General features: G+C 51.5%; 19 protein-coding genes and 1 tRNA gene. 13 read left to right on the forward strand and 7 right to left on the reverse strand.

The window, feature by feature from the left end; translation table 11 throughout:
• Window positions 1-33 precede the first annotated feature (33 nt).
• The 3 genes from ACT53D_RS11075 to argS all read right to left on the reverse strand — a co-directional run bounded on the left by ACT53D_RS11075 (window position 34) and on the right by argS (window position 3,037).
• Window positions 34-678, reverse strand: a complete 645-nt coding sequence (locus tag ACT53D_RS11075) for a thiol:disulfide interchange protein DsbA/DsbL (protein ID WP_194749682.1) — start codon at window positions 676-678, stop codon at window positions 34-36.
• A 66-nt stretch (window positions 679-744) separates the two neighbouring features.
• Entirely contained in the window at window positions 745-1,338 is a 594-nt protein-coding gene (locus tag ACT53D_RS11080) for an SPOR domain-containing protein (RefSeq protein ID WP_275357522.1), read from the reverse strand.
• Between the two features lie 40 nt (window positions 1,339-1,378).
• Window positions 1,379-3,037, reverse strand: coding sequence for an arginine--tRNA ligase (argS, locus tag ACT53D_RS11085; protein WP_313984719.1), 1,659 nt, complete (start codon window positions 3,035-3,037; stop codon window positions 1,379-1,381).
• A 59-nt stretch (window positions 3,038-3,096) separates the two neighbouring features.
• On the opposite strand from argS, the gene ACT53D_RS11090 reads away from it, so the two are divergent.
• The 12 genes from ACT53D_RS11090 to ACT53D_RS11145 all read left to right on the forward strand — a co-directional run bounded on the left by ACT53D_RS11090 (window position 3,097) and on the right by ACT53D_RS11145 (window position 17,866).
• On the forward strand, window positions 3,097-5,364 hold the full coding sequence (locus ACT53D_RS11090; RefSeq protein WP_476156192.1) for a primosomal protein N': 2,268 nt from the start codon (window positions 3,097-3,099) through the stop codon (window positions 5,362-5,364).
• Window positions 5,365-5,502: 138 nt separating this feature from the next.
• Window positions 5,503-7,212 (forward strand): ShlB/FhaC/HecB family hemolysin secretion/activation protein, encoded by a 1,710-nt coding sequence (locus tag ACT53D_RS11095; RefSeq protein WP_476156194.1) that lies wholly within the window; start codon window positions 5,503-5,505, stop codon window positions 7,210-7,212.
• A gap of 200 nt (window positions 7,213-7,412) precedes the next feature.
• Window positions 7,413-10,466, forward strand: a complete 3,054-nt coding sequence (locus ACT53D_RS11100) for a two-partner secretion domain-containing protein (protein ID WP_476156196.1) — start codon at window positions 7,413-7,415, stop codon at window positions 10,464-10,466.
• Between the two features lie 104 nt (window positions 10,467-10,570).
• Window positions 10,571-10,644 (forward strand) — tRNA-Gly (locus ACT53D_RS11105).
• Window positions 10,645-10,655: 11 nt separating this feature from the next.
• Window positions 10,656-11,513, forward strand: a complete 858-nt coding sequence (gene thiD / locus ACT53D_RS11110; protein WP_313984730.1) for a bifunctional hydroxymethylpyrimidine kinase/phosphomethylpyrimidine kinase — start codon at window positions 10,656-10,658, stop codon at window positions 11,511-11,513.
• Window positions 11,497-12,123, forward strand: a complete 627-nt coding sequence (gene thiE / locus ACT53D_RS11115; protein ID WP_476156198.1) for a thiamine phosphate synthase — start codon at window positions 11,497-11,499, stop codon at window positions 12,121-12,123. The genes thiD and thiE overlap by 17 nt, the downstream gene beginning before the upstream one ends.
• A gap of 70 nt (window positions 12,124-12,193) precedes the next feature.
• Complete coding sequence (mpl, locus tag ACT53D_RS11120; RefSeq protein ID WP_476156200.1) at window positions 12,194-13,564, forward strand: UDP-N-acetylmuramate:L-alanyl-gamma-D-glutamyl-meso-diaminopimelate ligase; 1,371 nt, start codon at window positions 12,194-12,196, stop codon at window positions 13,562-13,564.
• Window positions 13,565-13,579: 15 nt separating this feature from the next.
• On the forward strand, window positions 13,580-14,533 hold the full coding sequence (locus tag ACT53D_RS11125) for an energy transducer TonB (RefSeq protein ID WP_275357535.1): 954 nt from the start codon (window positions 13,580-13,582) through the stop codon (window positions 14,531-14,533).
• A 31-nt stretch (window positions 14,534-14,564) separates the two neighbouring features.
• Complete coding sequence (locus tag ACT53D_RS11130) at window positions 14,565-14,879, forward strand: (2Fe-2S) ferredoxin domain-containing protein (RefSeq protein ID WP_476156202.1); 315 nt, start codon at window positions 14,565-14,567, stop codon at window positions 14,877-14,879.
• Between the two features lie 12 nt (window positions 14,880-14,891).
• Window positions 14,892-16,175 carry a biosynthetic peptidoglycan transglycosylase gene (locus ACT53D_RS11135; protein ID WP_476156204.1) on the forward strand — a complete coding sequence of 428 codons (1,284 nt, stop codon included), beginning with the start codon at window positions 14,892-14,894 and terminating at the stop codon, window positions 16,173-16,175.
• A gap of 44 nt (window positions 16,176-16,219) precedes the next feature.
• Complete coding sequence (locus tag ACT53D_RS11140) at window positions 16,220-17,305, forward strand: pseudouridine synthase (RefSeq protein ID WP_476156206.1); 1,086 nt, start codon at window positions 16,220-16,222, stop codon at window positions 17,303-17,305.
• 171 nt (window positions 17,306-17,476) lie between these two features.
• Window positions 17,477-17,866 (forward strand): YidB family protein, encoded by a 390-nt coding sequence (locus ACT53D_RS11145; RefSeq protein WP_476156208.1) that lies wholly within the window; start codon window positions 17,477-17,479, stop codon window positions 17,864-17,866.
• Between the two features lie 42 nt (window positions 17,867-17,908).
• Here the strand turns inward: ACT53D_RS11145 and pyrE are convergent, their stop codons facing one another.
• Window positions 17,909-18,556, reverse strand: coding sequence for an orotate phosphoribosyltransferase (gene pyrE, locus ACT53D_RS11150; RefSeq protein ID WP_194749695.1), 648 nt, complete (start codon window positions 18,554-18,556; stop codon window positions 17,909-17,911).
• A 27-nt stretch (window positions 18,557-18,583) separates the two neighbouring features.
• Between pyrE and ACT53D_RS11155 the strand changes: the two genes are divergently transcribed.
• Complete coding sequence (locus tag ACT53D_RS11155) at window positions 18,584-19,357, forward strand: exodeoxyribonuclease III (RefSeq protein ID WP_476156210.1); 774 nt, start codon at window positions 18,584-18,586, stop codon at window positions 19,355-19,357.
• A gap of 920 nt (window positions 19,358-20,277) precedes the next feature.
• On the opposite strand, the gene ACT53D_RS11160 is transcribed toward ACT53D_RS11155, so the two are convergent.
• The 3 genes from ACT53D_RS11160 to ACT53D_RS11170 form a co-directional block, all read right to left on the reverse strand.
• Window positions 20,278-21,522, reverse strand: a complete 1,245-nt coding sequence (locus ACT53D_RS11160) for an AmpG family muropeptide MFS transporter (protein WP_476156212.1) — start codon at window positions 21,520-21,522, stop codon at window positions 20,278-20,280.
• Window positions 21,523-21,694: 172 nt separating this feature from the next.
• Window positions 21,695-22,015, reverse strand: a complete 321-nt coding sequence (locus ACT53D_RS11165; protein WP_194749612.1) for a c-type cytochrome — start codon at window positions 22,013-22,015, stop codon at window positions 21,695-21,697.
• A gap of 13 nt (window positions 22,016-22,028) precedes the next feature.
• A complete protein-coding gene (locus ACT53D_RS11170) occupies window positions 22,029-23,897 on the reverse strand; it encodes a methanol/ethanol family PQQ-dependent dehydrogenase (protein WP_194749611.1) in 1,869 nt (622 codons plus the stop codon).
• Between the last annotated feature and the right edge of the window lie 229 nt (window positions 23,898-24,126).

Below are 24,126 nucleotides of genomic sequence, written 5' to 3' on the forward strand. Positions count from 1 at the left end.
TGCCTAAGCAGGGTTTTTTATTGTCATTGGTGCTTATTTTTTACCCGCTGCGCGGTCCTTGCGCACGTTCTGGATAATAAAGTCCGCTGTTTGCAAGGCAGCTTCATTGCCTCCGGCCATGGAGCTGCCGGTGATGTATTTGCCATCAACAATCAAGGCAGGTACGCCTGTAGCGCCGGAAGCGCGGAACACCTGCATGGCTTTGTTCATTTGCATGTTCAGCGCAAACGACTTAAAAGCTTTTTCAACTTTAATCTTGTCCAGGCCACCTTGTTTGGTCACCCAGTCAATGGCTGCAGCTTCGTCCGCCGGGTTCAAGCTTTTTGTTTTATGAATGGCGTCAAACAATGGGGTATGCAGTTTATCCAGTACGCCCAGTTCTTGCATGGCAAAATAGGTTTTGGCCATGGGCGCCCAGCTGGCATTGGGTAAGGCTGGCATGCGTTTGAAATACACATCCGCAGGTAATTTTTTCACCCAGGCTTCCAGCGGATGCTCCATGTGATAGCAGTGCGGACAGCCGTACCAGAATAACTCCATCACTTCGATTTTGGCAGGTTGATCGGTCGTTATTTGCTGTGCAACCTGATCAAATTGCTCACCCATTTGCGGCTCAGCCAAGGCAGCAGTGGCGGTGAAGCCTGCCCAGAGCATCAAACTTAACAACATTTTTTTCATGATATTCGTTTCCTTATGTGTGGAAAGTAATGGTTTAACGTGACAGTTGGCGATACGATGACAGCATTAATGCGATGCTGAAGATTCGATATTGACCTTGATCAGATTAGGCTGAAAGCCATTGGTTTCCAGGTCATGGCTGATTTTTGTAATTTTTGCCAGATCGTTGAGCGGTCCAATGCGTACACGGTGCATGGTGCCCTTGTTCGGAATTTCTGCCGTTTGTACAACGGCCTCAAAGCCTACCAGTGCCAGTCGGGTTTTGAGATTGTTGGCATCATCCTCTTTGGCAAACGCGCCCACCTGAATAAAGTAGCTTTCTTGTTTGATAGTCGGGTTCTTTTTCACTTGCTCTTCACTGATTTTGCTCTCGGTATCCGGCAAAATGGTGTAGAAGTCAAATTTGTTAGGGTCCTCAATCGAGGTGCTCCCAGGTTTGACTTCTTCTTCGGTGACGGTGCTTTTGATCGGCAGCTCTTGCGAGCCGCTGTCATTCTTGAAGGCGCTGGAGAACGGGCTGTGGTCACCTTTGATATAAATGATGAGCGCGACCGTCAAGGCGACGCCCAAAAACAAGCCGACCAGCAGGCCGTTAAAGAAGGTGCTGCCGCTGCTCTTGCTTTTTGCTTTGGCTTGTGAGGGTTTGTAGTCGCGACTCATAGATAATTTGAACCAATCAATTCGGGCACTTTTCAGGTGCTTACATTTTATCCGGGGCGCTTACCCCCAGCAAAGACAAGCCATTGCGAAGGACAACGCGGGTTGCGGTAATCAGCGACAGGCGTGCCAGTTTGACTTGTGCATCATCCACCAAAAATTTGGTGTCATTGTAATAACTATGCAGGGCACTGGCTAGCTCCTTGAGATAGTTGGCCACCATGTGCGGTGCCAGTGCCTGGCAGGCGCTGCTGACCACTTCAGGGTATTGCCCCAAGGCTTGCATCAGGGTTGTTTCTGCTGCGCTGTTGAGTGGTGACAGGTCGGTGGTGGTGAGGCTGCCAACATCGCCGCCCCATTGATTCAATACGCTGCAAATGCGCGCATGCGCGTATTGGATATAGTAAACCGGGTTGTCATTGGTTTGCGCACGTGCCAGATCGATGTCGAACACCAATTGCGAATCCGGGCTACGCGCCGCCAAAAAGTAACGGGTGGCATCACAGCCAACTTCTTCAATCAGGTCGCGCAAAGTCACATAGCTCCCTGCACGTTTGGAGAGCTTGACCTCTTCACCGCCGCGCATCACCGTGACCATTTGGTGCAGCACGTATTCGGGCCAGCCTTGCGGAATGCCAACATTGAGGGCTTGCAGCCCGGCGCGCACGCGGGTAATGGTGCTGTGGTGGTCTGCGCCCTGCTCGTTGATCACACGTTTGAAACCGCGCTGCCACTTCTCACGATGGTAAGCGACATCCGGCACAAAATAGGTGTAGCCACCTTCTTTTTTGCGCATGACGCGGTCTTTGTCATCACCAAAATCCGTTGTGCGCAGCCATAAGGCGTCGTCTTGTTCATAGGTGTGACCACTGGCGATCAGCGATTGCACGGTGTTGTCTACCTTGCCTTCGGTGTATAGCGCGCTTTCGAGTGAGAACACATCAAATTTGATCTGGAATGCCTGCAAGTCGAGATCTTGCTCATGGCGCAAATAAGCCACCGCAAATTTTCGGATAGATTCCGTATCATTGACATCGCCGCTGGCGGTCACCTGCATGTCGTCAGCAGTCACCGTCGCTTTGGCTAAAAAGGCCTCTGCAATTTCGAGGATATAGTCCCCACGGTAACCATCTTCAGGGAAGCTTGCATCGTCTGGCGTTATCCCTTGCGCGCGCGCCAGCACCGATTTGGTCAGGTTATCGATTTGTGCGCCCGCATCATTGTAATAAAACTCACGCGTCACTTCCCAGCCATTGGCGGCCAGTAAGCGGCATAAACAGTCGCCGACCGCAGCACCGCGGCCATGGCCCACATGTAACGGGCCAGTGGGGTTGGCAGAGACAAACTCCACCTGGACTTTTTCACCTTGCCCCGCCGGGTTGCGGCCAAACTGGTCGGTTTGTTTCAAAATATCGTGCACGATGGCCTGTTTGCTATCTGCCGACAAAAAGAAATTGATAAAGCCTGCACCTGCAATCTCCACCTTGCTGATCACCTGGTTGGCGGGCAAGCCGTCGATAATCTGCTGGGCAATCATGCGCGGATTTTGCTTGAGCGGTTTAGCCAGTTGCATGGCGATATTGGTCGCGAAATCCCCATGCTCGGCAGATTTTGGCCGCTCAAGGATGATATGGAGACTGGAGGTGTCTGCCACCAGCGGCGTCACCGCTTGCAGAATCAGTTCTGTGATCGTTTGTTTCAAGGTTAAAATGATGTGTTATCGTCAAACCGCCATTTTAACCTAATTAAGCCTTTTCACCCATGTGTTCAACATCCGCCGCTCCTCAGGTCACCACGTCCGCCAGCATTGTGCGCGTCGTGCTTGATGTGCCGCTGGACCGTGAGTTTGATTATCTGAATCCTGGCCTGGTGATCAAAGTGGGTAACCGCGTGGTGGTGCCATTTGCCGGACGGCAACTGGTGGGTATTGTCATGGCACTGGTCAATGAGACCGATATCCCCTTGCACAAGCTCAAAGCGGTATTACAAGTATTTGACGACGTGCCGCTGGATGCTGCCAGCTTCAAATTATTGCGCTTTTGTGCAGACTATTATCACTATCCGTTTGGGCAAACCGTATTATCCAGCCTGCCATTGCGCTTGCGGCAAATCAAGCCGGCGGTTTCGCGAAAAATGTGGCTTTATCATCTGGCACAAGCGGTGCCAGATGCGTTGATCGGCAAGCGGCAACAAGTCTTAGCGAGGTTGCTGGCCTTGCTGCAGCAGCACACCGAATGCAGTGAGGCCATGCTCGCTGCGGTTTCAGCCACTTGGCGCAAAGCGTTACAGCCCTTGCTGGATGGCGGCTATGTAAACAGGCGAGAAGTCATCGCGACCCGGCCCTCCATGCCTGCCTCCGCGCAGGTCCCCGAACTCAATGACGAGCAGGCCGCGGCCGTTGAGGCGATTCTGGGCCGCCTGCATAGTTTTCAGCCCTGGCTACTATTTGGGATCACGGGCTCGGGTAAAACCGAGGTGTATATTCGCTTGCTGGAAAAAGTGTTGGCTGATCCGCAGTCGCAAGTGCTGATTATGGTGCCCGAAATCAACCTGACACCGCAGCTGGAAAGCCGGTTTCGTAGCCGGCTCAGTGAGTACGCATTGGTTACCTTGCATAGCCATTTGAGTGAGAGTGAGCGCTTGCAAAACTGGCAAGCGGCACAGTCTGGCGCCGCACGCATTGTGATCGGGACGCGCTTGAGTGTGTTTACGCCCATGCCTCACCTCAAACTGATGATTCTGGACGAAGAGCATGACAGCTCTTACAAGCAACAAGATGGCATGCGCTATCATGCCCGCGACGTTGCGCTGGTGCGTGCGAAGCAGCATGGTGTGCCCGTGGTGCTTGGCAGTGCCACGCCTTCGCTGGAAAGCTGGTACAACGCAACGGGCGATCAGGAGCACGCAGGCGGCAGAAAGCCGATTTATCGCTTGCTCACATTAAACAAGCGGGCGGTGTCACAAGCCACATTGCCGCGTATTTTTTGTATAGATACTGCGCATCCGCCGCCAGAAGCTGGGTTGACGCCCCTGTTGAAGCAGGCGATAGAGCAGCGTTTGCAGCGTGGCGAACAAAGCTTGTTGTTTATTAATCGCCGTGGCTATGCCCCGGTGCTGCATTGCTCGGCCTGCCAGTGGCTGGCTGATTGCCGTCGGTGCTCTGCCAAAGCGGTGCTGCACTTGCGGCAGCGTGTGCTACGTTGTCACCACTGTGGCGATGAGCAGCCTATTCCGCTGCAATGTCCAAGTTGCGGCAATCCGGATTTGCGCCCCGTTGGTCAGGCGACGCAACGCATCGAGGAAACGCTGCAGCAGGTGTTTCCGCAGGCGCGCGTCGCGCGCGTGGACAGAGATACCATTCAGGCCAAAGATGCTTTAACTACATTGCTTTCCGAGGTGCATGCCGGTGAAATCGATATTTTGGTGGGCACCCAAATGCTGGCCAAAGGCCATGATTTTGCTAATCTGACCTTAGTGGGTGTGCTCGATACCGACAGTGCATTGTATAGCCCGGATTACCGCGCCAGCGAGCGCTTGTTTGCCCAATTAATGCAGGTGGCCGGTCGTGCCGGCCGTGGTGAAAAACCGGGTGAGGTGTTAATACAAACGGCCTTCCCGCAGCACCCTTTATTTGCCGCCTTGCGCGAGCAGAATTACGCCGAGTTTGCACAGGCTTTGTTGCAAGAGCGAATGGCGATGCAGTTCCCGCCTGCTACCTATATTGCCGTGATGAAAGCAGAAGCCACTGAGTATGCTCTGGTAAACCAGTTTCTGACGGAGTTTAGTTTGGCCGCTAGAGCCTATGTCGATCAGCATGCTGCAACTTTGCCTGACCAGCCGCTAATTTATGACCCGGTAAGACCTGGGCTTGCACGCCTGAACCGTATGGAGCGTGGCTATGTGATGATGCAATCTGCACATCGCAACGCCTTGCAGCAGCTACTGCAAGTGGCCGTCGCCTGGGTAAGAGCACATCCATTACAGGCGAAAATTCGCTGGGTATTGGATGTCGATGCCCTGGAATACTAGCAAATTTGCAAAAGTGGTCTTCAATGACAGGGTGTTTTGTAAAAAAGGGTTAGTGTTTGATTGTTTTTTAAGGTAAATTTAAGGGTTGCGATATTATTTGTAGCATATTGATTTTAATAAAAGTTTTGGGGAGTCATCTTGAAAAAACACACGACAGGTATGCGCCTGATTCCTTGGCTGGTCATGGGATATTGCTCGCAGGTTTTGGCAGGGGGCGTTTCGTTCCCTGAGCCCTTGCAGCCCAATATCCCTAGACCGATTATTCCAGAGCCACGGCCCATTATTCAGGTGCCACAAGAAACGCCACAGCCAGAAAAAAAACAAAAGAAATCCAGTCTGAAGATTGTGGTAAAGGCGTTCAAATTTTCTGGCAACAAACAGTTTTCAGATGAGGTTCTTGCAGCACAAGTCGCCTCGCTGACTGGTCATGAAGTTGGTATGCGCGAGCTAAATGAAGCCGTGGGCACCATTCGGAACTATTACCGCCAACGGGGCTACTTGTTGACGCAAGTGTATTTGCCTACGCAAGATTTGCAAAAAACTACTGAAGCAGAAGCTGTGGTTGAGTTGGCGATTCTGGAAGGTACTTTGGGCGAGGTGAAAGCCGAAACAGGTGCGGGGCTGGATCAGTCCTATTTCCAGTCTGTTTCCGAATACGGCTTGAACAAGGGGGATGTGCTCAATGAGCGCAACCTCGTGCGCAATATCATGGTGATGAACGGCTTGCCGGGCATTCAGGTCACCTCTCAGCTCAACCCGGGTGAGGCTGTGGGCAGTTCAGATGTGGCTGTGTCTGTTGAACCCAGAGCGCGTTACAGTGGGTATGTTGCGGCAAACACTTACGGCAACCGTTACACCGGTCGAGAAACATTAGGTTTTGGCGGTGCCGTCAACAACCTGAACGGTCGTGGAGATCAATTGGCGGTGGTGGGTAAAGTTTCCAGAGATGAAGGTCAGCGCTCATTGAGTGGATTGTATCTGACCCCTGTTGGCAGTGCAGGTAATATTTTAAATCTGGCTTACAGCTATGTAGATTATGAGCTTGGTCGCGATTTCAAACAGTTTGATGCGTCGGGCGATGCACATTATTTTTATGCGTCTTTAGAACATCCCTGGTTACGTGAAACCAAAAAAAGCATTTCATTCAAAGTGGGTAGCAACTACAAAATTCTGGATGACGATGTGAAGGCATTTTCTATTAACAACCGCCGTAACATTAGCAGCCTTGAGCTCGGCGTGTTAGGTGATTGGATCAATGAGACCGGTGACGTTGCTTATCAATGGAGTTTGGTGCTCACGCAAGGGAATGTTTCATTCAAGGATGCCTCAGCAAAGGATACGGATAGGTCTCAACTTGATACCCAGGGCAGTTTTACCAAATGGAACTGGACTTCCAGCCGTACGCAGGTATTCGACAATGGCGTTAACTGGATTGTGCGGGCAGATTACCAAGGCACAAATAGTAACCTTGATATCGCAGAGCGCTTTGGTATTGGGGCCATTAACCGCTGGCGTCAATTCTCTGATATCCCCAGCCAGGCAGACCAAGGCTGGATGGCTGGGACAGATTTGCGCCGTACTTTTGCGACCACGGGCGCTGACGTGACTCCCTACATCCAAGCTGTGACGCCGTTTGTTTTTTACGATGCGGGTCGTGGCAAGTTAAATCATGACCCGATTGGCAGCACTAACTATGTCCGCTCCCAACATGTGGGTATCGGTACTGATATCCAGATTCCAGGGCAGTGGGTATTAACGACCACCTACTCCCAGCAAAAGCGTGATCTGGATGGTTCGGGTAGTAATACTGAATACCAGTTGTGGGGGCAGCTAAGAAAGAGTTTCTAGTATTTCTAGCAGTCAATAAACAGGCTTTGAACCTGACATAAATCATAAGTAGCCCAGATGAATAGCGTTAGTCATACTGGGCTACATACAAAAAAAAATTCCTGAATCAAAATTACATCCATATCAGGAATATGAGAGAAGTGATGGTAACCCACTGATCATGAGATCAGTGGCGTTTATTATTAACAAGGAGAAGTGTCATGAAAGCAGCATCCTTAAACCACGTCTACAGATTGGTGTGGAGTCATGTGCAAAATGCATGGGCTGTAGTTGCAGAGACAGCGCGTAGCAAAGGCAAAAAATCGTTGTCCGTAAGTAGCAGAATACAGAGTCAAAGCCTTACTTTTAGTGCTCGATTAAGTAAGTCAGCTAAGCTTGGATTAAGAGTGAGTTTAGGAGTCGCCGCGCTCACAGCCTCAGGCGTTTCTTATGCGCTCCCTTCTGATGCAAAGCTGGACATTGGGCATGCAACTTTTGATGTGAGTAACAATGGCACCACGCTTGACATCAATCAGACAACCTCCGCTCTCAAGGCTTCTTGGCATAGCTTTAATATTGGGTCAAACGAAACAGTTAACTTGAATCAGCATGCTGGCGACCGAGCAATGTTTATGATTACCGGGCCTGATGCTTCGCAAATTGAAGGCAAGTTTAATGTTAGCAATATGCTTTTATTTGTGAATCCCAACGGCATTTATTTTGCCAAAGGTTCTGAAGTTAATGTTGGAAATATTATCCTCTCCACATTAAAAATTACCGATGATGATTTTCTGGCCGGACGTTATAAATTTACAGGCACTGACAATATGGGGTCTATTGTCAATCATGGTGTTATTAAAGCTAAAAATGAAGGTTATATCGTTCTGCTTGGTAAATCAGTAGAAAATACCGGTACGTTGGTCGCAAATAATGGCAGTGTTGTGCTCGGATCGGCACAAGAGGCAACACTGGATTTCTTCGGTAATGGTCTTATAAAGGCGAAGCTCTCGGGGGATGCTCTCGAGGCCAATATCAAAAACAGCGGCGCTATCTATGCCGATGGTGGCTTTGTGCAAATGGCAACCAATGCCCGTGCTTCTGCAATCAATATCTCCGGGATTGTTGAGGCTAATCAATTGGTCGAACGTAATGGCGTCATCCGTCTGGAGGGTGGAGATAATGCCAAGGTTGAAGTGTCTGGTCGCCTGATTGCGAAAGGTCTTAACACTACTGGCGGCACCATTGAGGTCACAGGTGAGCAAGTGGCTTTGATGAACGGCGCTGTGCTGGATGCCTCCGGCGATAAAGGCGGCGGCAAAGTATTGGTAGGGGGTGATTACCAAGGTAAAAATGACGCGGTTTACAACGCAAGAACCACTTATGTCGCCAGCGGTGCAACGATCAAAGCGGATGCCATTGAAGAAGGTAATGGCGGCAAAGTGGTGGTCTGGGCAGATGATTTAACCCGTTACTATGGGGATATTTCTGCACAAGGTGGTGCGTCAAAAGGTAACGGTGGGTTTGTTGAGGTTTCTGGCAAGCAGTATCTCGCCATGCTTGGTGATGTCAATGTTGGTGCAGCCAATGGTATTGGCGGCTCGGTTTTATTTGATCCCACGAATATCGTTTTAGGTAGTAACTCGACTAAGGTGCCAGCAGATGTAGCAGGGCCTGACGTTGCGTTTGCTGATAATACTGGGGGTGTTGATACTTTTATAGACGTTAAAGATGTAATCGGCTTTAGCGAACTATTTTTGCAGGCAACTAATGATATTACTGTTAGTAGCGCTTTGAATATGACTCAAGCAACTGGCAGTGTTCGAATGGAAGCAAATAACAATATTAATGTAAATGCAAATGCAAATATTCAATCAGGGCCAATTGGCTCGATTAGTTTGACAGCAGATAAAGATGGTCAAAATGGCGGCGATATCAATATCAACGCAAATATCACGAGCGGGAGTGGAGGGGTATTTCTTTCCGCAGCGAACATAGCCGTAAACCAGCCCGGTGTGAATATCAACACGACAGGCAATATATTCAATGGTATTGCTGGGAGTGTAAAAATGGAGGCTACAGGGGATATAAACCTTGGCAATGCCAATATTAATGCTGCTGGTGCAGGAGTTGGTCCTGGTACTGGTGCCAATGGTGGCAATGTTGAGATTAAGGCCAACAGTCTGACCATGACGGGTAATATCAATACAAGTGGTTCAGTTTCTAATCAAACATTAGGCAGCGGTGGACAAGGTGGAGTGGTTACCATCAATACAGTAAATAATATTACTGTTGGCAGTATTACTACCAGTGCTGGAGATGCTGGCTCAACATCGGCGAGTTCAACGCTATCTGGAGATGTAACCCTGGCTAGCTCAGCAGGCAACATAACTACGGGCAATGTTAACGCCAATGGTGGAATTAATAATCTCGGTGCTAAAGTCACCATGAATGCAGCAGGAGAAATTAAAACGGGTGATATCAATACCAGTGCTGGTGTGGGGCGAAGTGATACTGATGGTAAGAGCGCGGGGGATATAAATATTACCGCGGGCACTAGCCTCACAGTTGGAAAGGTAACTGCATCTGGTGCAGACGGTAATGGTACGAATAAGTCTGGTGGCGTTGCGGGTGCCGTTAATTTGGTAGCAACCAGTGGCGATGTCACTTTTGGTGGTATCACCAATAATGCGGGTGCTAAAACTGGTACTGGTGTGAATGGTAACTCTGCAAATATTTTTGTCCGTGCTGGTCAAGATGTGATTCAAAATGGGGATATCAACACAACAAGTACCTCTACTAATGCAGTAACACAGGTCGCTGGCCGTGATTACAGAAATAGCAGTAACTCTGATATTTCAACAGGCACTAATGGTCGGTGGTTGATCTATTCAACCTCGCCAGATAGGAGTCAACCTGGTTCTAATGTGTTGGCTAAAGTTAACTTTCAACAGTTTGGTACAAGTTATGATGCAGTTAAAAATAACATTCAACAACTAAACTCTTCTGGGAATGGCTTGATATATACGGCGCTACCAGTTACTCCTCCAACCACGCTGTTGAATATCTCTCCCCGTGACAACGCTGGTTTAGGTGGCCTGGTCGGAACTAACCCTGCTTTGAATACGATGACCATCGTTTCTCTGAACCCTGCTGCGGGTGATGACGATGATCCTGATGCAGTGGCTTGTCCAGTGAATGAAGATCACCTGGGTAGTACCCCTATCCTGAGTTCTGGGGTTAAATTGCCGGATGGCGTGAACTCAAATTGTATTTAATCACTTGAGTGCGAATAAAGCCGGACAGTTGTCCGGCTTTATTTTTATGCTGAATAATGTTTTGTATTCATGCTAACACCAAGTAAAATAGAGCCCGTTCATCTGCGGCTGTAGTTCAATGGTAGAACGCCAGCTTCCCAAGCTTGATACGCGGGTTCGATTCCCGTCAGCCGCTCCAAAGGATTTTTCATGGCAAATACCCCTCCCACCGTTTTAACGTTTGCGGCCACAGATCCCAGCAGTGGTGCAGGTGTGCAGGCCGATATTCTGGCGCTCTCCAGCATCGGGTGCTACCCCTTGTCAGTGATTACTGGCATTACCGCGCAAGACACAGTGGGGGTAGAGAGCGTGATGCCACTGGATGCAGACCTGATCAATGATCAGGCACGCACCATTCTGGAAGATGTCTCCGTCAGCGCGTTTAAATTGGGTTTGCTGGGGAGCGTTGAAAATGTGGCAGTGATTGCCGAGATTGTGGCTGATTACCCGGATGTGCCGCTCATCATCGATCCGATTCTCGCGTCTGGCCGCGGCGACGAGTTGTCGAATGAAGAAATGCAGGCCGCGATGTGCGAGCTCTTGTTCCCGCAAGCCACTCTGATTACGCCTAATAGCCTGGAGGCCCGTCGCCTGGCCTATTACGATGAAAGCGACGAGGTGAAGCATAGCTCGCTTGAAGAATGTGCGCTACGCCTGCTGGGCATGGGGGCTGAATATGTGATGATCACGGGCACGCACGAGCGTTCAAATGACGTCGTGAACAGTTTGTATGGTTTACAAAATGGCGTGCCTGGCCTGATCAAGGATTATCACTGGGAACGTTTGCCTGGCAGTTATCATGGCTCTGGCTGCACGCTCACCAGTGCCATCACCGCATGTTTGGCACATGGCTTGAGTATGGAAGAAGCCGTGCACGAAGCACAGGAATTTACCTGGCAAACCCTGCGTCACGCCTTTAGGCCGGGCATGGGGCAGTTTATTCCCGACCGTTTCTTCTGGGCACGTGAGTCCGAGGTACAGGAAAAGGCGAGTGAGCTTCAGCATTAAAGGTTTGTATCTGGTCACGCCAGATTGTGATGACACTGCACTGTTGTGCGAACAGGTGACGCAGGCCTTGCGTGGAGGCGTTGCCATTGTGCAATACCGTCATAAAACGGCCACCGAGGCCTTGCGTCTGGAGCAAGCGGCAGCCTTGTTGGCATTATGCCGTGGCGCTCAGATTCCCTTTTTGATTAATGACCATGTTGATCTGGCCGCTCATCTGGATGCAGATGGCGTGCATGTGGGTCAGCATGACCGTGCCATCACGCAGGCACGCGCCCTGCTCGGTAAACAAAAAATCATTGGCGCTTCTTGCTATAACCAGTTTTCGCTGGCGGAACACGCGCAAACTGCGGGGGCGGATTACGTGGCTTTTGGCGCCTGTTATCCTTCTTCTACCAAGCCGAATGCGCCGCGTGCCGAGACTGCGTTGTTTGCGCAAGCCAGGCAACAGTTGTCTGTGCCGGTGGTTGGCATTGGGGGGATAACGCTGGAGAATGCCCGTCCATTGATCACGGCTGGCGCGGATGCACTGGCCGTGATCAGCGATATTTTCCAGGCGGACGATATCACTGCCCACTGCCGGGCATATCAGTCTTTATTTGCGTCAAATTGAATCACATCACTACCGTTTTGCCAGACGTTGTTTGGTAAAATGCATGCGTTAATCTGTTCTGGTAAATTCTATGCATATTCACATCCTTGGCATTTGTGGCACGTTTATGGGCGGCATCGCCGTGCTGGCCAAGGCGGCCGGGCATCGGGTCACTGGCTGTGATGCCAATGTGTACCCGCCTATGAGCACCCAACTCGAGGCTCAGGGCATTGAGTTGATCCAAGGCTTTGATCCTTCGCAAACGGGCTTGCAGCCTGATATTTATGTGATTGGCAACGTGGTGACGCGCGGCAATCCGCTGATGGAAGAAATTCTCAATCAGGGATTGCCTTATATTTCTGGCCCACAGTGGCTGGCAGAGAATGTGCTGCAAGGTAAATGGGTACTGGCGGTGGCCGGGACACACGGCAAAACCACCACGTCTTCGATGCTGGCCTGGGTGCTGGAGTACGCCGGGTTGGCGCCTGGCTTTTTGATTGGCGGCGTGCCTGAAAACTTTGGTGTTTCTGCGCGGTTGCCACAAACACCCAGGCAAGATCCGCAATCGGTCTCCCCTTTCTTTGTGATTGAGGCCGATGAATATGACACCGCTTTCTTCGACAAGCGCTCAAAGTTCGTGCATTACCGTCCGCGTACAGCCGTACTGAATAATCTGGAATTCGATCATGCAGATATCTTTGACGACCTTGCCGCCATTGAAAAGCAGTTCCATCACCTGGTGCGCACCGTGCCTCAGCAAGGTCTTGTGGTCGCGAACCAACAAGAAAGCCTGGACCGGGTACTTGCACGCGGGTGTTGGAGTGCCGTGGAGCGTATAGACAGTGCGAGTGGCTGGCAAGTGCAACATGTGGACGCCCAAGGTCGTTTTGATGTGTTTTTTAACGGTGAGCGCCAGGGTAATGTGAGCTGGGACCTGCTCGGCGAACATAACCGTAATAATGCGCTGGCTGTGATTGCCGCCGCCCGCCATGTCGGTGTTGCACCTTGCATAGCGATTGAGGCCTTGAGCGAATTCAAAAACGTCAAACGCCGCATGGAAGTCAAAGGCGTGGTTAACGAAATCACGGTGTATGACGATTTTGCCCACCATCCTACCGCGATTGCCACCACGATTGCAGGCTTGCGCGCCAAAGTGGGCGCAGCTCGCATTCTGGCCGTCCTCGAGCCGCGCTCTAACACCATGAAACTAGGTGTAATGAAAGAGGCCCTGCCCGACAGCCTGCGTGATGCCGATGCCGTATTTTGTTACGCCAGCAACCTGGGCTGGGATGCTGCAGCGGCGCTGGCGCCGATTCAGCACAAAGCCCAAACCTTTGATGACCTGACACAGTTAGTGGCCGCTATCAGCGCCATGGCCAAACCTGGCGACCATGTGCTGGTGATGAGCAATGGCGGGTTCGGCGGCGTGCACCAGAAATTATTGCAGGCTTTGCCGGGATAAACAGGCAGACGCCGCATGGGCCTCGTGAAAGGTTTCAGCAAACAGTCACCACTGGTATGGGCCTTGTGGGCTTCTTTACTGGTGCACGCCGTATTGCTGACTCTCCATTTTCAGCCCGAACTCAAGGCGTTTAAAGACCAGATTCCCTCTTTGCAGGTGATGCTGGTCAACAGCAAAACCCGCAGTGCGCCAGAAAAAGCGGATGCGCTGGCACAAGCCAACCTTGATCGCGGCGGCAATACCGATGAAAAGCGGCAGATGAAAAGTCCGCTGCCCAGCGTGCAGCAATTACAAGCAGCCTTGCCCGCTACGCCACAGGCAAACACCGCCTCAGCAACGCCTGCCGCGGCCCCGCAAGAGTCTGAGCTGGTTCGAGAAAAACAGCGGGTGACCCAACTGGAGCAAGAAGCACAGGCACTACTGACGCAACTAAAAGCCAGTACATCGGTCACTAGTCTGCAGGCGCCGTCCACATTGCCGCATCCATCCAGCAAAGAGCAACCGCCGGCAAAATTGCTGCCAGAGCAATCACAGCCGCAATTGGCTGCCATGCAAGAAATGGCCAAGCTGGAAGCATTGATTGCCAAGCAGCAGGAGGCCTATGAAAACCGCCCCAAGCGACAGTTTATCGGCGCCCGCACACGCGAATATCGCTTTGCGAATTATGTGGAGCAATGGCGGCAAAAAATTGAGCGTGTGGGAAACCTGAATTATCCGCAAGCAGCCCGAACACAAAAGTTATATGGTCAATTGCAGATGACGGTGTCGATCAAGGCTGATGGGTCGATAGAAGATATTCGTATTCATCGCAGCTCCGGGCACAGGTTGCTCGATGAGTCCGCACGGCGCATTGTGCAATTGGCCGCGCCGTTTCCGGTATTCACTGAAGACATACGTCAGGATACCGATGTGCTGAGTATTACCCGTACCTGGAACTTTACCAGGGATGACCAACTTTCGACTGAGTAATGTGCAGTCCCTATTTAATGAGGCAATTTAGATGACTCCAAGCCACTTTCAATACCATGTCTTTTTCTGCCTAAACCAGCGTGAAAACGGTGAAGACTGTTGTATGAACAAAGGTGCCGAAGCGGCTTTTGATTACATGAAAAAGCAGGTCAAACAGCAAGGCTTGGCTGGGGCTGGCAAAGTGCGGATTAACCGTGCCGGTTGCCTGGACCGTTGTGGCGTTGGCCCGGTCATGGTCGTCTATCCAGATGCGGTCTGGTATACCTTTGTCGATGAAAGCGATATTGACGACATCATTGAAAATCATCTGCAGCAAGGCAAGGTTGTGGAGCGCCTGGTGGTTTAAGCATCGCTCAACATGGTCAGACTCTGGTGCAAACGCCTGTTACTCACGCTCTTGGCAGCTGTCCTGCTGACAACGCTCGCCGTCACCGTCTGGATTTGGCAGCCCTATGATAAAACTGCCTGGCGAATAAAGCTGCCGATAGGCAGTGGCGTTCAGGTTCGTGTGTTGCCGCTGTTCATGCTGGCGACCTCGCCAGTTGGCCGCTGGTGGCTGGACCACAAGGCATTTAGCCTGCACCATGGCCAGATCCGCTTGTATGATGCAGACGGCTTGCGTGTCCACTGCCAGCAATGCTGGTTAATCGCTAAATCGGTGAGTGATAAGCCCCTGATGCTGGAAAGTGTCGATTTATGGCTCAAGCTCAATGGCCAGCAACTTCGCGGACACCTGGTTGCGCACTCCTCAGCGCTCCCCAATACCCCTTCCGCAGTGCCCCCGCCCGCCTTCAAAATTAACTTTGAAGGCAAAGTCACCATGCACGCCTTAAAGCTTAACTGGACGCTGCCTGCTACCCCCTTAGCGAGCTTGCTGGCGCCTTTGGCCAGTCATTCCTCCAGCATCGCGCAGGCGCATGCCTCAGGCATTCTTAGCGCCAGCGGCACCCTGCGCTGGCCCAAGCAGAGCTGGAGTGCACAACCTCAGCTTGAACAGCTGCAAGTGACAGGGCTTGATCTCAGCAAAGTCACAGCGTCGACGGTGCAGTATGATTGCCCCTTGCTTGATGAGCAAAAACATCCTGAAAAAGTCCACTGGCTCAGTTATGACAACATGGGGCATTGGCTGCCGATGGCGGTGATCATCGCCGAGGATGCCGAGTTCAGGCACCATCCCGGCTATGTGCTCACGCAAATGCGGCAGCTATTAGGTAAGGAAAGCACGGATAAAGCGGTGGGCGGCAGCACCATCACCCAGCAGGTCGTGAAATACATGTTCACCAATGGTGAACGGACCTGGAAGCGTAAAATTGAAGAATTGCTCTACGCGGTGCAGCTCGAACACACTTTAAATAAAACACAAATTCTTAATTTGTATCTGAATACGGTGGATTGGGGCCCGGGGCTGTGTGGTGCACACGCAGCGGCCAACTATTATTTTGGCCTGGAGCCTGCCAAGATGAATCCGATTCAGGCCGCCTGGCTGGCGGGCATCATCCGCAACCCGCACCGTGCCTGGAAACAACAGTTTATTGCCAGAAACCCCGTATTGTCGCGTGCTGAAAGTATTTTGCACTATATGCCGGAAAGTGCCCGCAAACAGCCTGGCACCCTGAATTTTCGTCCGCTGCCAGTCAAATAAATTACAATAGCGTCTTATTCATTTTCTATGGTGAGACGACTACTTTGTCTACGCTCAAACTCAATAAATCTCCCGCGGCCACAGAACAAAAACGAGAAAAGCCGGTGCGGCCACTTTCACCCGAGCTGCGTGACCGCAGCAAAGCGCCCCCTGTCAAAAAAGAACGTGCTGCAGCCGAGCCGCAAGCGCGCGACGCACAAGCGCAACCCGCACGCAAAGAAAAAGCCGTGCGTGATAAAAAGCCACGTGCATTTGATGGCAAACCCGAACAAAAAGAGAGACGCTCACCCACCGCCAACGATGGCCGTCGACAATACAACCGCGACCAGCCGCGTCCACGCATGGCAAAAACCGATGACCGCCACCCTCGCCCGTCAGCCCCTGCGCCCGCTGCCATTGACCAGCAGCCTCGCTTGTCCAAAGTCATGGCCGACCGCGGCTTGTGCTCACGTCGCGAAGCCGACGACTGGATCGTGAACGGTTGGGTCAAGGTCAATGGTGAAATCATTGAAACCTTGGGCACCCGCATTGACCCAGCGGCCGAGATTATTATCAGTGCCTATGCCAAAGAGCATCAGGCCGAAACCGTCACCATTCTGCTACACAAACCCGTGGGTTACGTTAGCGGCCAGGCTGAAGATGGCTATGAACCAGCAGTAGTACTGGTCAATCCAGACAATCAATGGCCCGAAGATAGCAGCGGTATCCACTTCAAGCGAGGCCATTTGCGTGGCTTGGCCCCCGCCGGGCGGCTGGATATTGATTCAACCGGACTGCTCGTACTCACACAAGATGGCCGCGTTGCGCGCAAGCTGATCGGGGATGACTCCAGCGTTGAAAAAGAATACTTGGTGCGGGTTGAAGGTCAGCTCAGTGCCAATGGCCTGGCTTTGTTGAATCATGGCCTGAGTCTGGATGGGGTACAGTTAAAACCTGCCAAAGTTTCCTGGCAAAATGAAGATCAACTGCGATTTGTGTTACGTGAGGGGCGTAAGCGCCAGATTCGACGCATGTGTGAACTGGTGGGATTGCACGTCGTCGGCTTAAAACGGATTCGCATAGGCAGTATCAACTTGGGTAAGTTACCGCCGGGACAATGGCGTTATTTGGGCGAGCATGAGCGTTTTTGATTGGTCTTTTCTGAATCGGTAAACAATCTACTTCTAAGATAGTTATTAAAGTAGATTGATTGGCTCTTGGGATCTGTCGTTCCGGCGTAGGGCGGATCCAGGCCGGGGTAATCGTTGCCTGGGTGCAATAAAAGAAGAACTATTTGGACAATTAACTAGGAGCAGCCCAGAATGGGATTATTCGATAGCATGGCTGGGGCCATGATGAACAAGGTCATGGGTGATAAAGGTCCATTGGCAAAACTGGCGATGGAGCTATTTCAACAATACGGTGGCTTATCTGGCATTTTGCAAACGCTGAAAAACGGCGGCTTGAGCGAGCAGGTTGATTCGTGGGTAGGCACAGGGGCGAATTTGAATGTGAGTGCTCAGCAAGTCGGGGCTGCCTTGGGTACTGCAGTATTGAGCGGGATCGCCGGTAAATTGAATATGACGACCGATGAGCTGAGTAGCAAAATTGCCGAACATTTACCCGAGGTGGTGAATCAATTAACGCCGAATGGTGTGGTGGAGAATAATCCGGCACTTATCATGTCGCGCTTGATGGGCATGCTGAAATAAAAAAAGCGAGCCGATGCTCGCTTTTTAGTGGGATCGGCCGGCTTAGCGTACGCAATATTGTGCGCGGTACGCTTCAATGGCCGGGAAATACTGCGCCAGCTTTTCGTTGCCTTGCAAATAGGCAAACAGGTCAGCCAGTTTGGCAATACTGACCACCGGCATCTGGTTGGTTTGTTCAACCTCCTGCACGGCAGACAACTCCCCTAGCCCCTTTTCCTGGCGATCCAGGGCGATGCTGACCGCGCAAGGCGTGGCTCCTGCTTTGCGGATGAGTTCAACAGACTCCCGGATAGAAGTGCCCGCAGAAATCACGTCATCAATAATCAGCACACGGCCGTTCAATGCAGCCCCGACCAACGTCCCGCCTTCGCCATGGTCCTTGGCTTCTTTGCGGTTATACGCATACGGATAATTATGGCCCAGACGTGCAAATGCAATACTGATCGCGGTCACCAGCGGAATGCCTTTATAAGCTGGCCCAAACAGCATGTCGAATTGCAAGCCAGACTGTAGAATGCTGTTTGCATAAAACTCACCCAGTTTGAGCATGCTCTCGCCGTCATCAAACAGGCCAGCATTAAAAAAATATGGGCTCAAGCGGCCGGCTTTGGTTTTAAATTCACCAAAGCGCAATACCTGTTTGTGGATGGAAAAAGCAATAAAATCGGCACTGAGTGTGTTGGCAGTCATTTTAAAAAAGCAGAAAGTATTTAAACAATGCGTATTATAACCTTGAACCTCAATGGCATACGGTCAGCCTGCAACAAAGGCTTTTTGCCCTGGCTGGCGAATAGTGGCGGCGAGATTGTGTGTTTACAGGAGCTCAAAGCCCAAGCCGGTGACATGCAGCCTGACATGCTGCAGCCGCCTGGTTACCACGGCTATTTTCACTATGCTGAGAAAAAGGGCTATAGCGGTGTGGGGATTTACAGCAAGCAGCCTGCAGACAAGGTGATTATTGGCTTGGGCCATGCCGAAATAGACGCTGAAGGGCGCTATCTGGAATGTCAGTACGGCAATCTAAGCGTGGTGTCTTTATACCTGCCGAGCGGCTCTAGCGGCGAAGAGCGGCAGCAATTCAAATTTGCCGTGATGGCAAAATTTTTGCCGCATCTGGAGCAGTTGATTGCCTGTGGCCGCGAGGTCGTAATTTGCGGCGACTGGAATATTGCCCATCAGGAAATCGACCTCAAAAACTGGAAAGGCAATAAAAAGAACTCCGGCTTTTTGCCAGAAGAGCGCGCCTGGATGGGGGATGTGTTGCAACGTGTCGGCTGGGTCGACACTTATCGGACGCTGTATCCGGACACCACCGATGCGTGCTACACCTGGTGGAGTAACCGTGGGCAGGCTTGGGCCAAGAATGTGGGTTGGCGCATTGATTACCAGCTGGCAACGCCAGCATTGGGTGCAAAAGTGACTGCGGCGAGTGTGTATAAGGCAGAGCGGTTTAGCGACCATGCGCCGTTGATTGTGGATTATGCGGATTGAGTAAGTAAGGTTGTTCTTTTTAGCTTGCTGGGATAGTGCGTTCTGTCATTCTGACGTAGGTCGGAATCCAAGTGCTCTAGTGAGTACTTTGTTAATATGATGCCGAATACATGAAGAGTTTGTTTCGCCTCTAGGCGAGTTACTTTCTGTTGCTTGCCCCACAGAAAGTAACCACAACTAACGCAGTGTTGCGGCGAAGGCTAACCTTTAGGTTAAGCCACGCAGTGGCGGCCGAAGCCAAAGAAGAGGGCACCCAGCCATCACGGCCTTTGGCTTCCTTGCGTTGTTGGCTACGGCCGCTACGCTTAACATTGCTGCGCAAGTTAGCCTACGCCGTAACAGACTGCTTCGCAGTCTTAGTTATCAACAAAGTAAGCGGTCACGAAACTCGCCCTGACAAGCCACACACTTCGTGGCTTGTTGCGGAACTCAAACAGCCGATGGCCGACATCCCCCACTTCGTCTCCGCTACTCAGCGTGATGGAATGGGATTCATCTCGCCAAACTCACACTATTGAAATTTGGACCGTTCAAAAACTCAAATTCTTTTCTTTTTAGCCCACAAACGGTGGCGCTCATGGGTTTTCGGGCCCCTATCTGCCGCGCCGAGTAGCGCAGCCAAAACAAGGAAGAAGGGAGCGACTGTTCGAGTCCCGCACCAGCTCACGTATTTTGTGAGCTGCCAGGTCGAGTTTCGTGACCGCTTGTTTTGGCGAGCAACGCAGGAATGAAGCGGAAGCTAGGGTGTCTTGTTCTTTGCCTTCTTTCTTATGGAAAAGCATAAGAAAGAATGGTCGCCTAAAGGCGAAATAGACCCTTCCAAAATCCCAAAGCGCACTCAAAAGTAAATCACAGCCTGTGCAAGCAAAGAAAAGTAACTCGTCAAGAGTCGAAAAGAAACATATTTGTCTGCGAGAAACCTATTTTTCCCGCCAAGGTGCTACCTTAAACAACAGCAACATCCCCGGGATTGCCAGCAAAGTGCACACATAAAAAAACTGCTGCCATCCCAGTGCCTCCACCATGCCACCAGTCAGAGCATTAAAAACCGAGCGCGGTACGGCGGAGAGGCTGGTAAACAAGGCGAGCTGGGTTGCGGTATAGGCTGGGTTGGTTTCGCGTGCCATGTAGGCCACATAAGCCGCTGTGCCCAAGCCAACGCCAAAGGCTTCAACGCCGATCACAATCGCAAGCATGCTGCGTTCTGGGGCACCGATCTCGGTAAAGGGGCCGCTGCCCGCGAGCCAGGCGAACCCCAGGATGGAGAGCGCCTGTACGACACCAAAGGTCCATAAACCGCGGTTAATGCCCAATTTCAGCATCCAGATGCCGCCAACGAAGGCACCGGCGATTTGCATGACCAGGCCGCTGCCTTTGGCAATGGCGCCGATATCGGTTTTGCTGAAGCCCATGTCAATATAAAACGGCGTCGCGAGTGCGGTGGCCATGCTGTCGCCCAGCTTATAAAGCAAGATAAATAGCAACACCCACAGCGCATGCTGCCAGCCGCTACGATGGATAAACTCCTTGAAAGGTTCAATCACGGAAGCGAGCAAGGTTTTGGGCGCGCTGGCCATCACGGGTTCTTGCGCCCACAGTGTAAAGCCGATACCGGGCAGCATAAAAAGGCCAACGACCAAAAATACCTGCGACCAGGCCAGATGGTCTGCCAGAATCAGGGCCAGCGAGCCAGGGACCAAGCCAGCAATCCGATAGGCGTTGACATACAGGCTGTTGCCCAAACCCAGCTCTTCATCGCTCAGTGTTTCGCGGCGGTAGGCATCAATGACGATATCCTGACTGGCCGAAAATAGCGCTACCAGTGTCGCTAGCAGGGCGACCATGCTGATTTCTTGCTGCGGCTGGAACATGCCCAGGCCCACAATACTGGCAAGCAGCGCGAATTGAGTGCCCAGTATCCAGCTACGGCGGCGGCCCAGCGCTTGTAACAAGCTATAGCGGTCCATCAAGGGTGACCACAAAAACTTCCAGGTATAGGGCAGTTGCATAAAGGCAAAGGCGGCGATGGTTTTGAGATTGAGGCCTTCGCTACGTAACCAGGCAGGCAACAGTTGCAGCAAAAGATACAGGGGGAGGCCAGAACTGAAGCCTAGGGCGAAACACATCAGCATGCGGCGTGTAAACAGGGTTTGCGAGATCGTCATGCCCGCATTGTAAACGCTTTTAAGGCTTGGCTAATTCGGCGGCAAAAAAAAGCCAACCCTTGCGGGTTGGCACACTCGGAGATCAATGGTAAAACGGTTGGAAACAGGACGTCAGTGGGCAAGTGAATCATCCATATTGCACAGGCCACTGACGCCTTATTTCGCAGGGGAACTACAAACTCAACACCCACTGGACGATGGTCTTGATATCTTCGTCCTTCACTTGTGGGCTGTTCGGTGGCATGGGCATTTCACCCCATACCCCGCTGCCACCAGCCTTCACCTTCTGGATCAGCTTGGCTTCAGCGGTTTTATCACCTTTGTATTTGGCGGCGACTTCTTTGTAAGCCGGGCCAACGACTTTTTTGTCGATGCCATGGCAAAGCAAGCAGCCGCTTTTTTGAGCCAAGGCCTCGGCGCCACTCCCTGCAATGGCAGAGGCTGTGGCAGCCAGCAAGGCCGTGGCGAGCAAGGTTTGGTTAAACAATTGCATGCGGTTTCCTCTCTTATAAGCTGAATACATTCATGGCGCCACCACCAGGTGCGGCGTTGTATTTAGTCAGTTCCTTGTAACCACCGGCAGCACCCAAGCCATCGGTATCATTGGTTAAGCCCAGGTTCATCGCCACGGCCGCCCAACCGCCAATGCCAGACAGTACGCCGACGTATTGTTTGCCTTTGTGACCGTAGGTGATCATGTTGCCGACCACGCCGGAACCTACTTGGAATTTCCACAGTTCTTTACCGGTTTTGGCATCCAGGGCTTTCACCCAACGGTCCAGCGTACCGTAGAAGACCAGATCAGACGCGGTGACCAGTGCGCCACCCCAAGCAGAGAATTTCTCCTTGTTGTACCACTGAGCTTTGCCTTTGAGGCCATCCCAAGCCATAAAGCCACCCATCACGCCGTCTGGACCGGCAAACATGGTCAATGTCGCCCCTACCCAAGGTTGACCGGCCACATATTTCGATTCAACTGGCTCATAGGTCATGCACACGTGGTTAAGCGGGACATAGAACGTTTTGGTTTTCGGTGAAAACGCGGACGGTTGTTCGTCTTTAACACCCAGTGCAGAAGGGCAAACGCCTTTTGCGTTGTAATCCTGGTGCGTAGAGTATTTTGGATCCTTGACCGGAATACCGGTTTTCAGATCAATCTTGGTTGCCCAGTTGACGAACGGGTGCATTTTTTCAGCGACCAGCAGCGTGCCGTTGGTGCGGTCAAAGGTATAGCCAAAACCGTTACGGTCAAAGTGGGTGGCCAATTGCTTGCCGTTTGCTTCCCACAACACGATTTCGTTCATGCCGTCATAATCCCACTCGTCGTGTGGCGTCATCTGGTAGCCCCAGCGTGCCAAGCCGGTATCGAGGTCACGGGCAAAAATCGTCATCGACCATTTGTTGTCGCCTGGACGTACGTCTGGGTTCCAGGTACCTGGGTTACCGCTACCGTAGTACATCAGGTTCAATTTTGGATCGTAAGAATACCAACCCCATGTTGGGCCGCCGCCATTTTGCCAGCCATCTTTCTGCTGTTGTGGTTTGAGCCAGGTGCGTACACCCAGGTTGGCTTCTGGAAATTTCAGTTGTGCTTTGTCCAGATTCTTGAAGGAACCACCCATTTTGTTACCGCCATTCACGTCTTCGTAGAGAGACAGTGCGCTGTAGTGTGGGTTTTCCTTGTTGAAGTCTGGTCCAATCATCACTTCGCTGTCTGGACCGGTGCTGTAGGCTTTCCAGATCAGGCTGCCATCTTTGATGTTGTAAGCACTGATATGGCAACGTACACCGAATTCACCGCCTGAACAGCCAGTGATTACTTTATCTTTAAACACGTGTGGAGCGTTGGTGTTGGCCGCGCCTGTTCTTGGGTCGTTGACAGTTACTTCCCAGACCTTGGCCCCTGTTTTTGCATCCAGAGCGACCAGTACGCCATTATTCTGTTGCAGCAGAATCTTGCCGTCACCGTAGCCCAAGCCTTTGTTCACGTTGTCGCAACACATGACGGATTGCACATCCGGGCTTTGTTTAGGGAAATAAGACCACAGAATTTTCTGGTCATCGTTCAGGTCCAGCGCATACACGTTGTTAGGGAATGCGGTGTGGATAAACATGGTATTGCCGATGACCAGCGGTGCACCTTCGTGACCGCGGTTCACACCAGTGGCAAACGACCAGGCCATTTTCAATTGTTTGACATTACCTTTGTTGATTTGTGACAAGCGGCTATAGCCCTGATTCGCGTAGTCTTTACGCTGCATGGCCCACTGATTGTCATCTTTCATTAAAGTGTCCAGTTCAGCATCTGCCCATACGCTGGTGCTGATGCTGCCTAACAGTAATGCGCTGATGGCAAGCTTGATACGTTGTTGCATAAATAACCTCCAAAATGGTTGCTTTGAAGCTGGATGAGTTGTGTTGACACGCCGTTAACAAATGCTTCTTTTGTGACGGCTTGATCACTCATTGCAATGCGTGTGCCAACCGCAATCATCTTTTGGAAATTTTTAAAAAATATATTAAAATCAGTAGGTTATAAAAGTATGATCAATGCTCGAGATTCTGTGCAAGATAGCCTGTACTGTTCACGACTGTGTCATACTG

This window comes from Methylophilus sp. DMC16 (assembly GCF_056314045.1).

Bases quoted from the DNA above. Each gene is read 5' to 3' on its own strand.
- ACT53D_RS11090 (WP_476156192.1), top strand. From the start codon at position 3,097: ATGTGTTCAACATCCGCCGCTCCTCAGGTCACCACGTCCGCCAGCATT.
- ACT53D_RS11160 (WP_476156212.1), bottom strand. From the start codon at position 21,522: ATGACGATCTCGCAAACCCTGTTTACACGCCGCATGCTGATGTGTTTC.
- ACT53D_RS11145 (WP_476156208.1), top strand. From the start codon at position 17,477: ATGGGATTATTCGATAGCATGGCTGGGGCCATGATGAACAAGGTCATG.
- ACT53D_RS11170 (WP_194749611.1), bottom strand. From the start codon at position 23,897: ATGCAACAACGTATCAAGCTTGCCATCAGCGCATTACTGTTAGGCAGC.
- thiD (WP_313984730.1), top strand. From the start codon at position 10,656: ATGGCAAATACCCCTCCCACCGTTTTAACGTTTGCGGCCACAGATCCC.
- pyrE (WP_194749695.1), bottom strand. From the start codon at position 18,556: ATGACTGCCAACACACTCAGTGCCGATTTTATTGCTTTTTCCATCCAC.
- ACT53D_RS11100 (WP_476156196.1), top strand. From the start codon at position 7,413: ATGAAAGCAGCATCCTTAAACCACGTCTACAGATTGGTGTGGAGTCAT.
- ACT53D_RS11155 (WP_476156210.1), top strand. From the start codon at position 18,584: ATGCGTATTATAACCTTGAACCTCAATGGCATACGGTCAGCCTGCAAC.
- ACT53D_RS11075 (WP_194749682.1), bottom strand. From the start codon at position 678: ATGAAAAAAATGTTGTTAAGTTTGATGCTCTGGGCAGGCTTCACCGCC.
- ACT53D_RS11165 (WP_194749612.1), bottom strand. From the start codon at position 22,015: ATGCAATTGTTTAACCAAACCTTGCTCGCCACGGCCTTGCTGGCTGCC.
- ACT53D_RS11130 (WP_476156202.1), top strand. From the start codon at position 14,565: ATGACTCCAAGCCACTTTCAATACCATGTCTTTTTCTGCCTAAACCAG.
- mpl (WP_476156200.1), top strand. From the start codon at position 12,194: ATGCATATTCACATCCTTGGCATTTGTGGCACGTTTATGGGCGGCATC.
- ACT53D_RS11135 (WP_476156204.1), top strand. From the start codon at position 14,892: ATGGTCAGACTCTGGTGCAAACGCCTGTTACTCACGCTCTTGGCAGCT.
- ACT53D_RS11125 (WP_275357535.1), top strand. From the start codon at position 13,580: ATGGGCCTCGTGAAAGGTTTCAGCAAACAGTCACCACTGGTATGGGCC.
- ACT53D_RS11080 (WP_275357522.1), bottom strand. From the start codon at position 1,338: ATGAGTCGCGACTACAAACCCTCACAAGCCAAAGCAAAAAGCAAGAGC.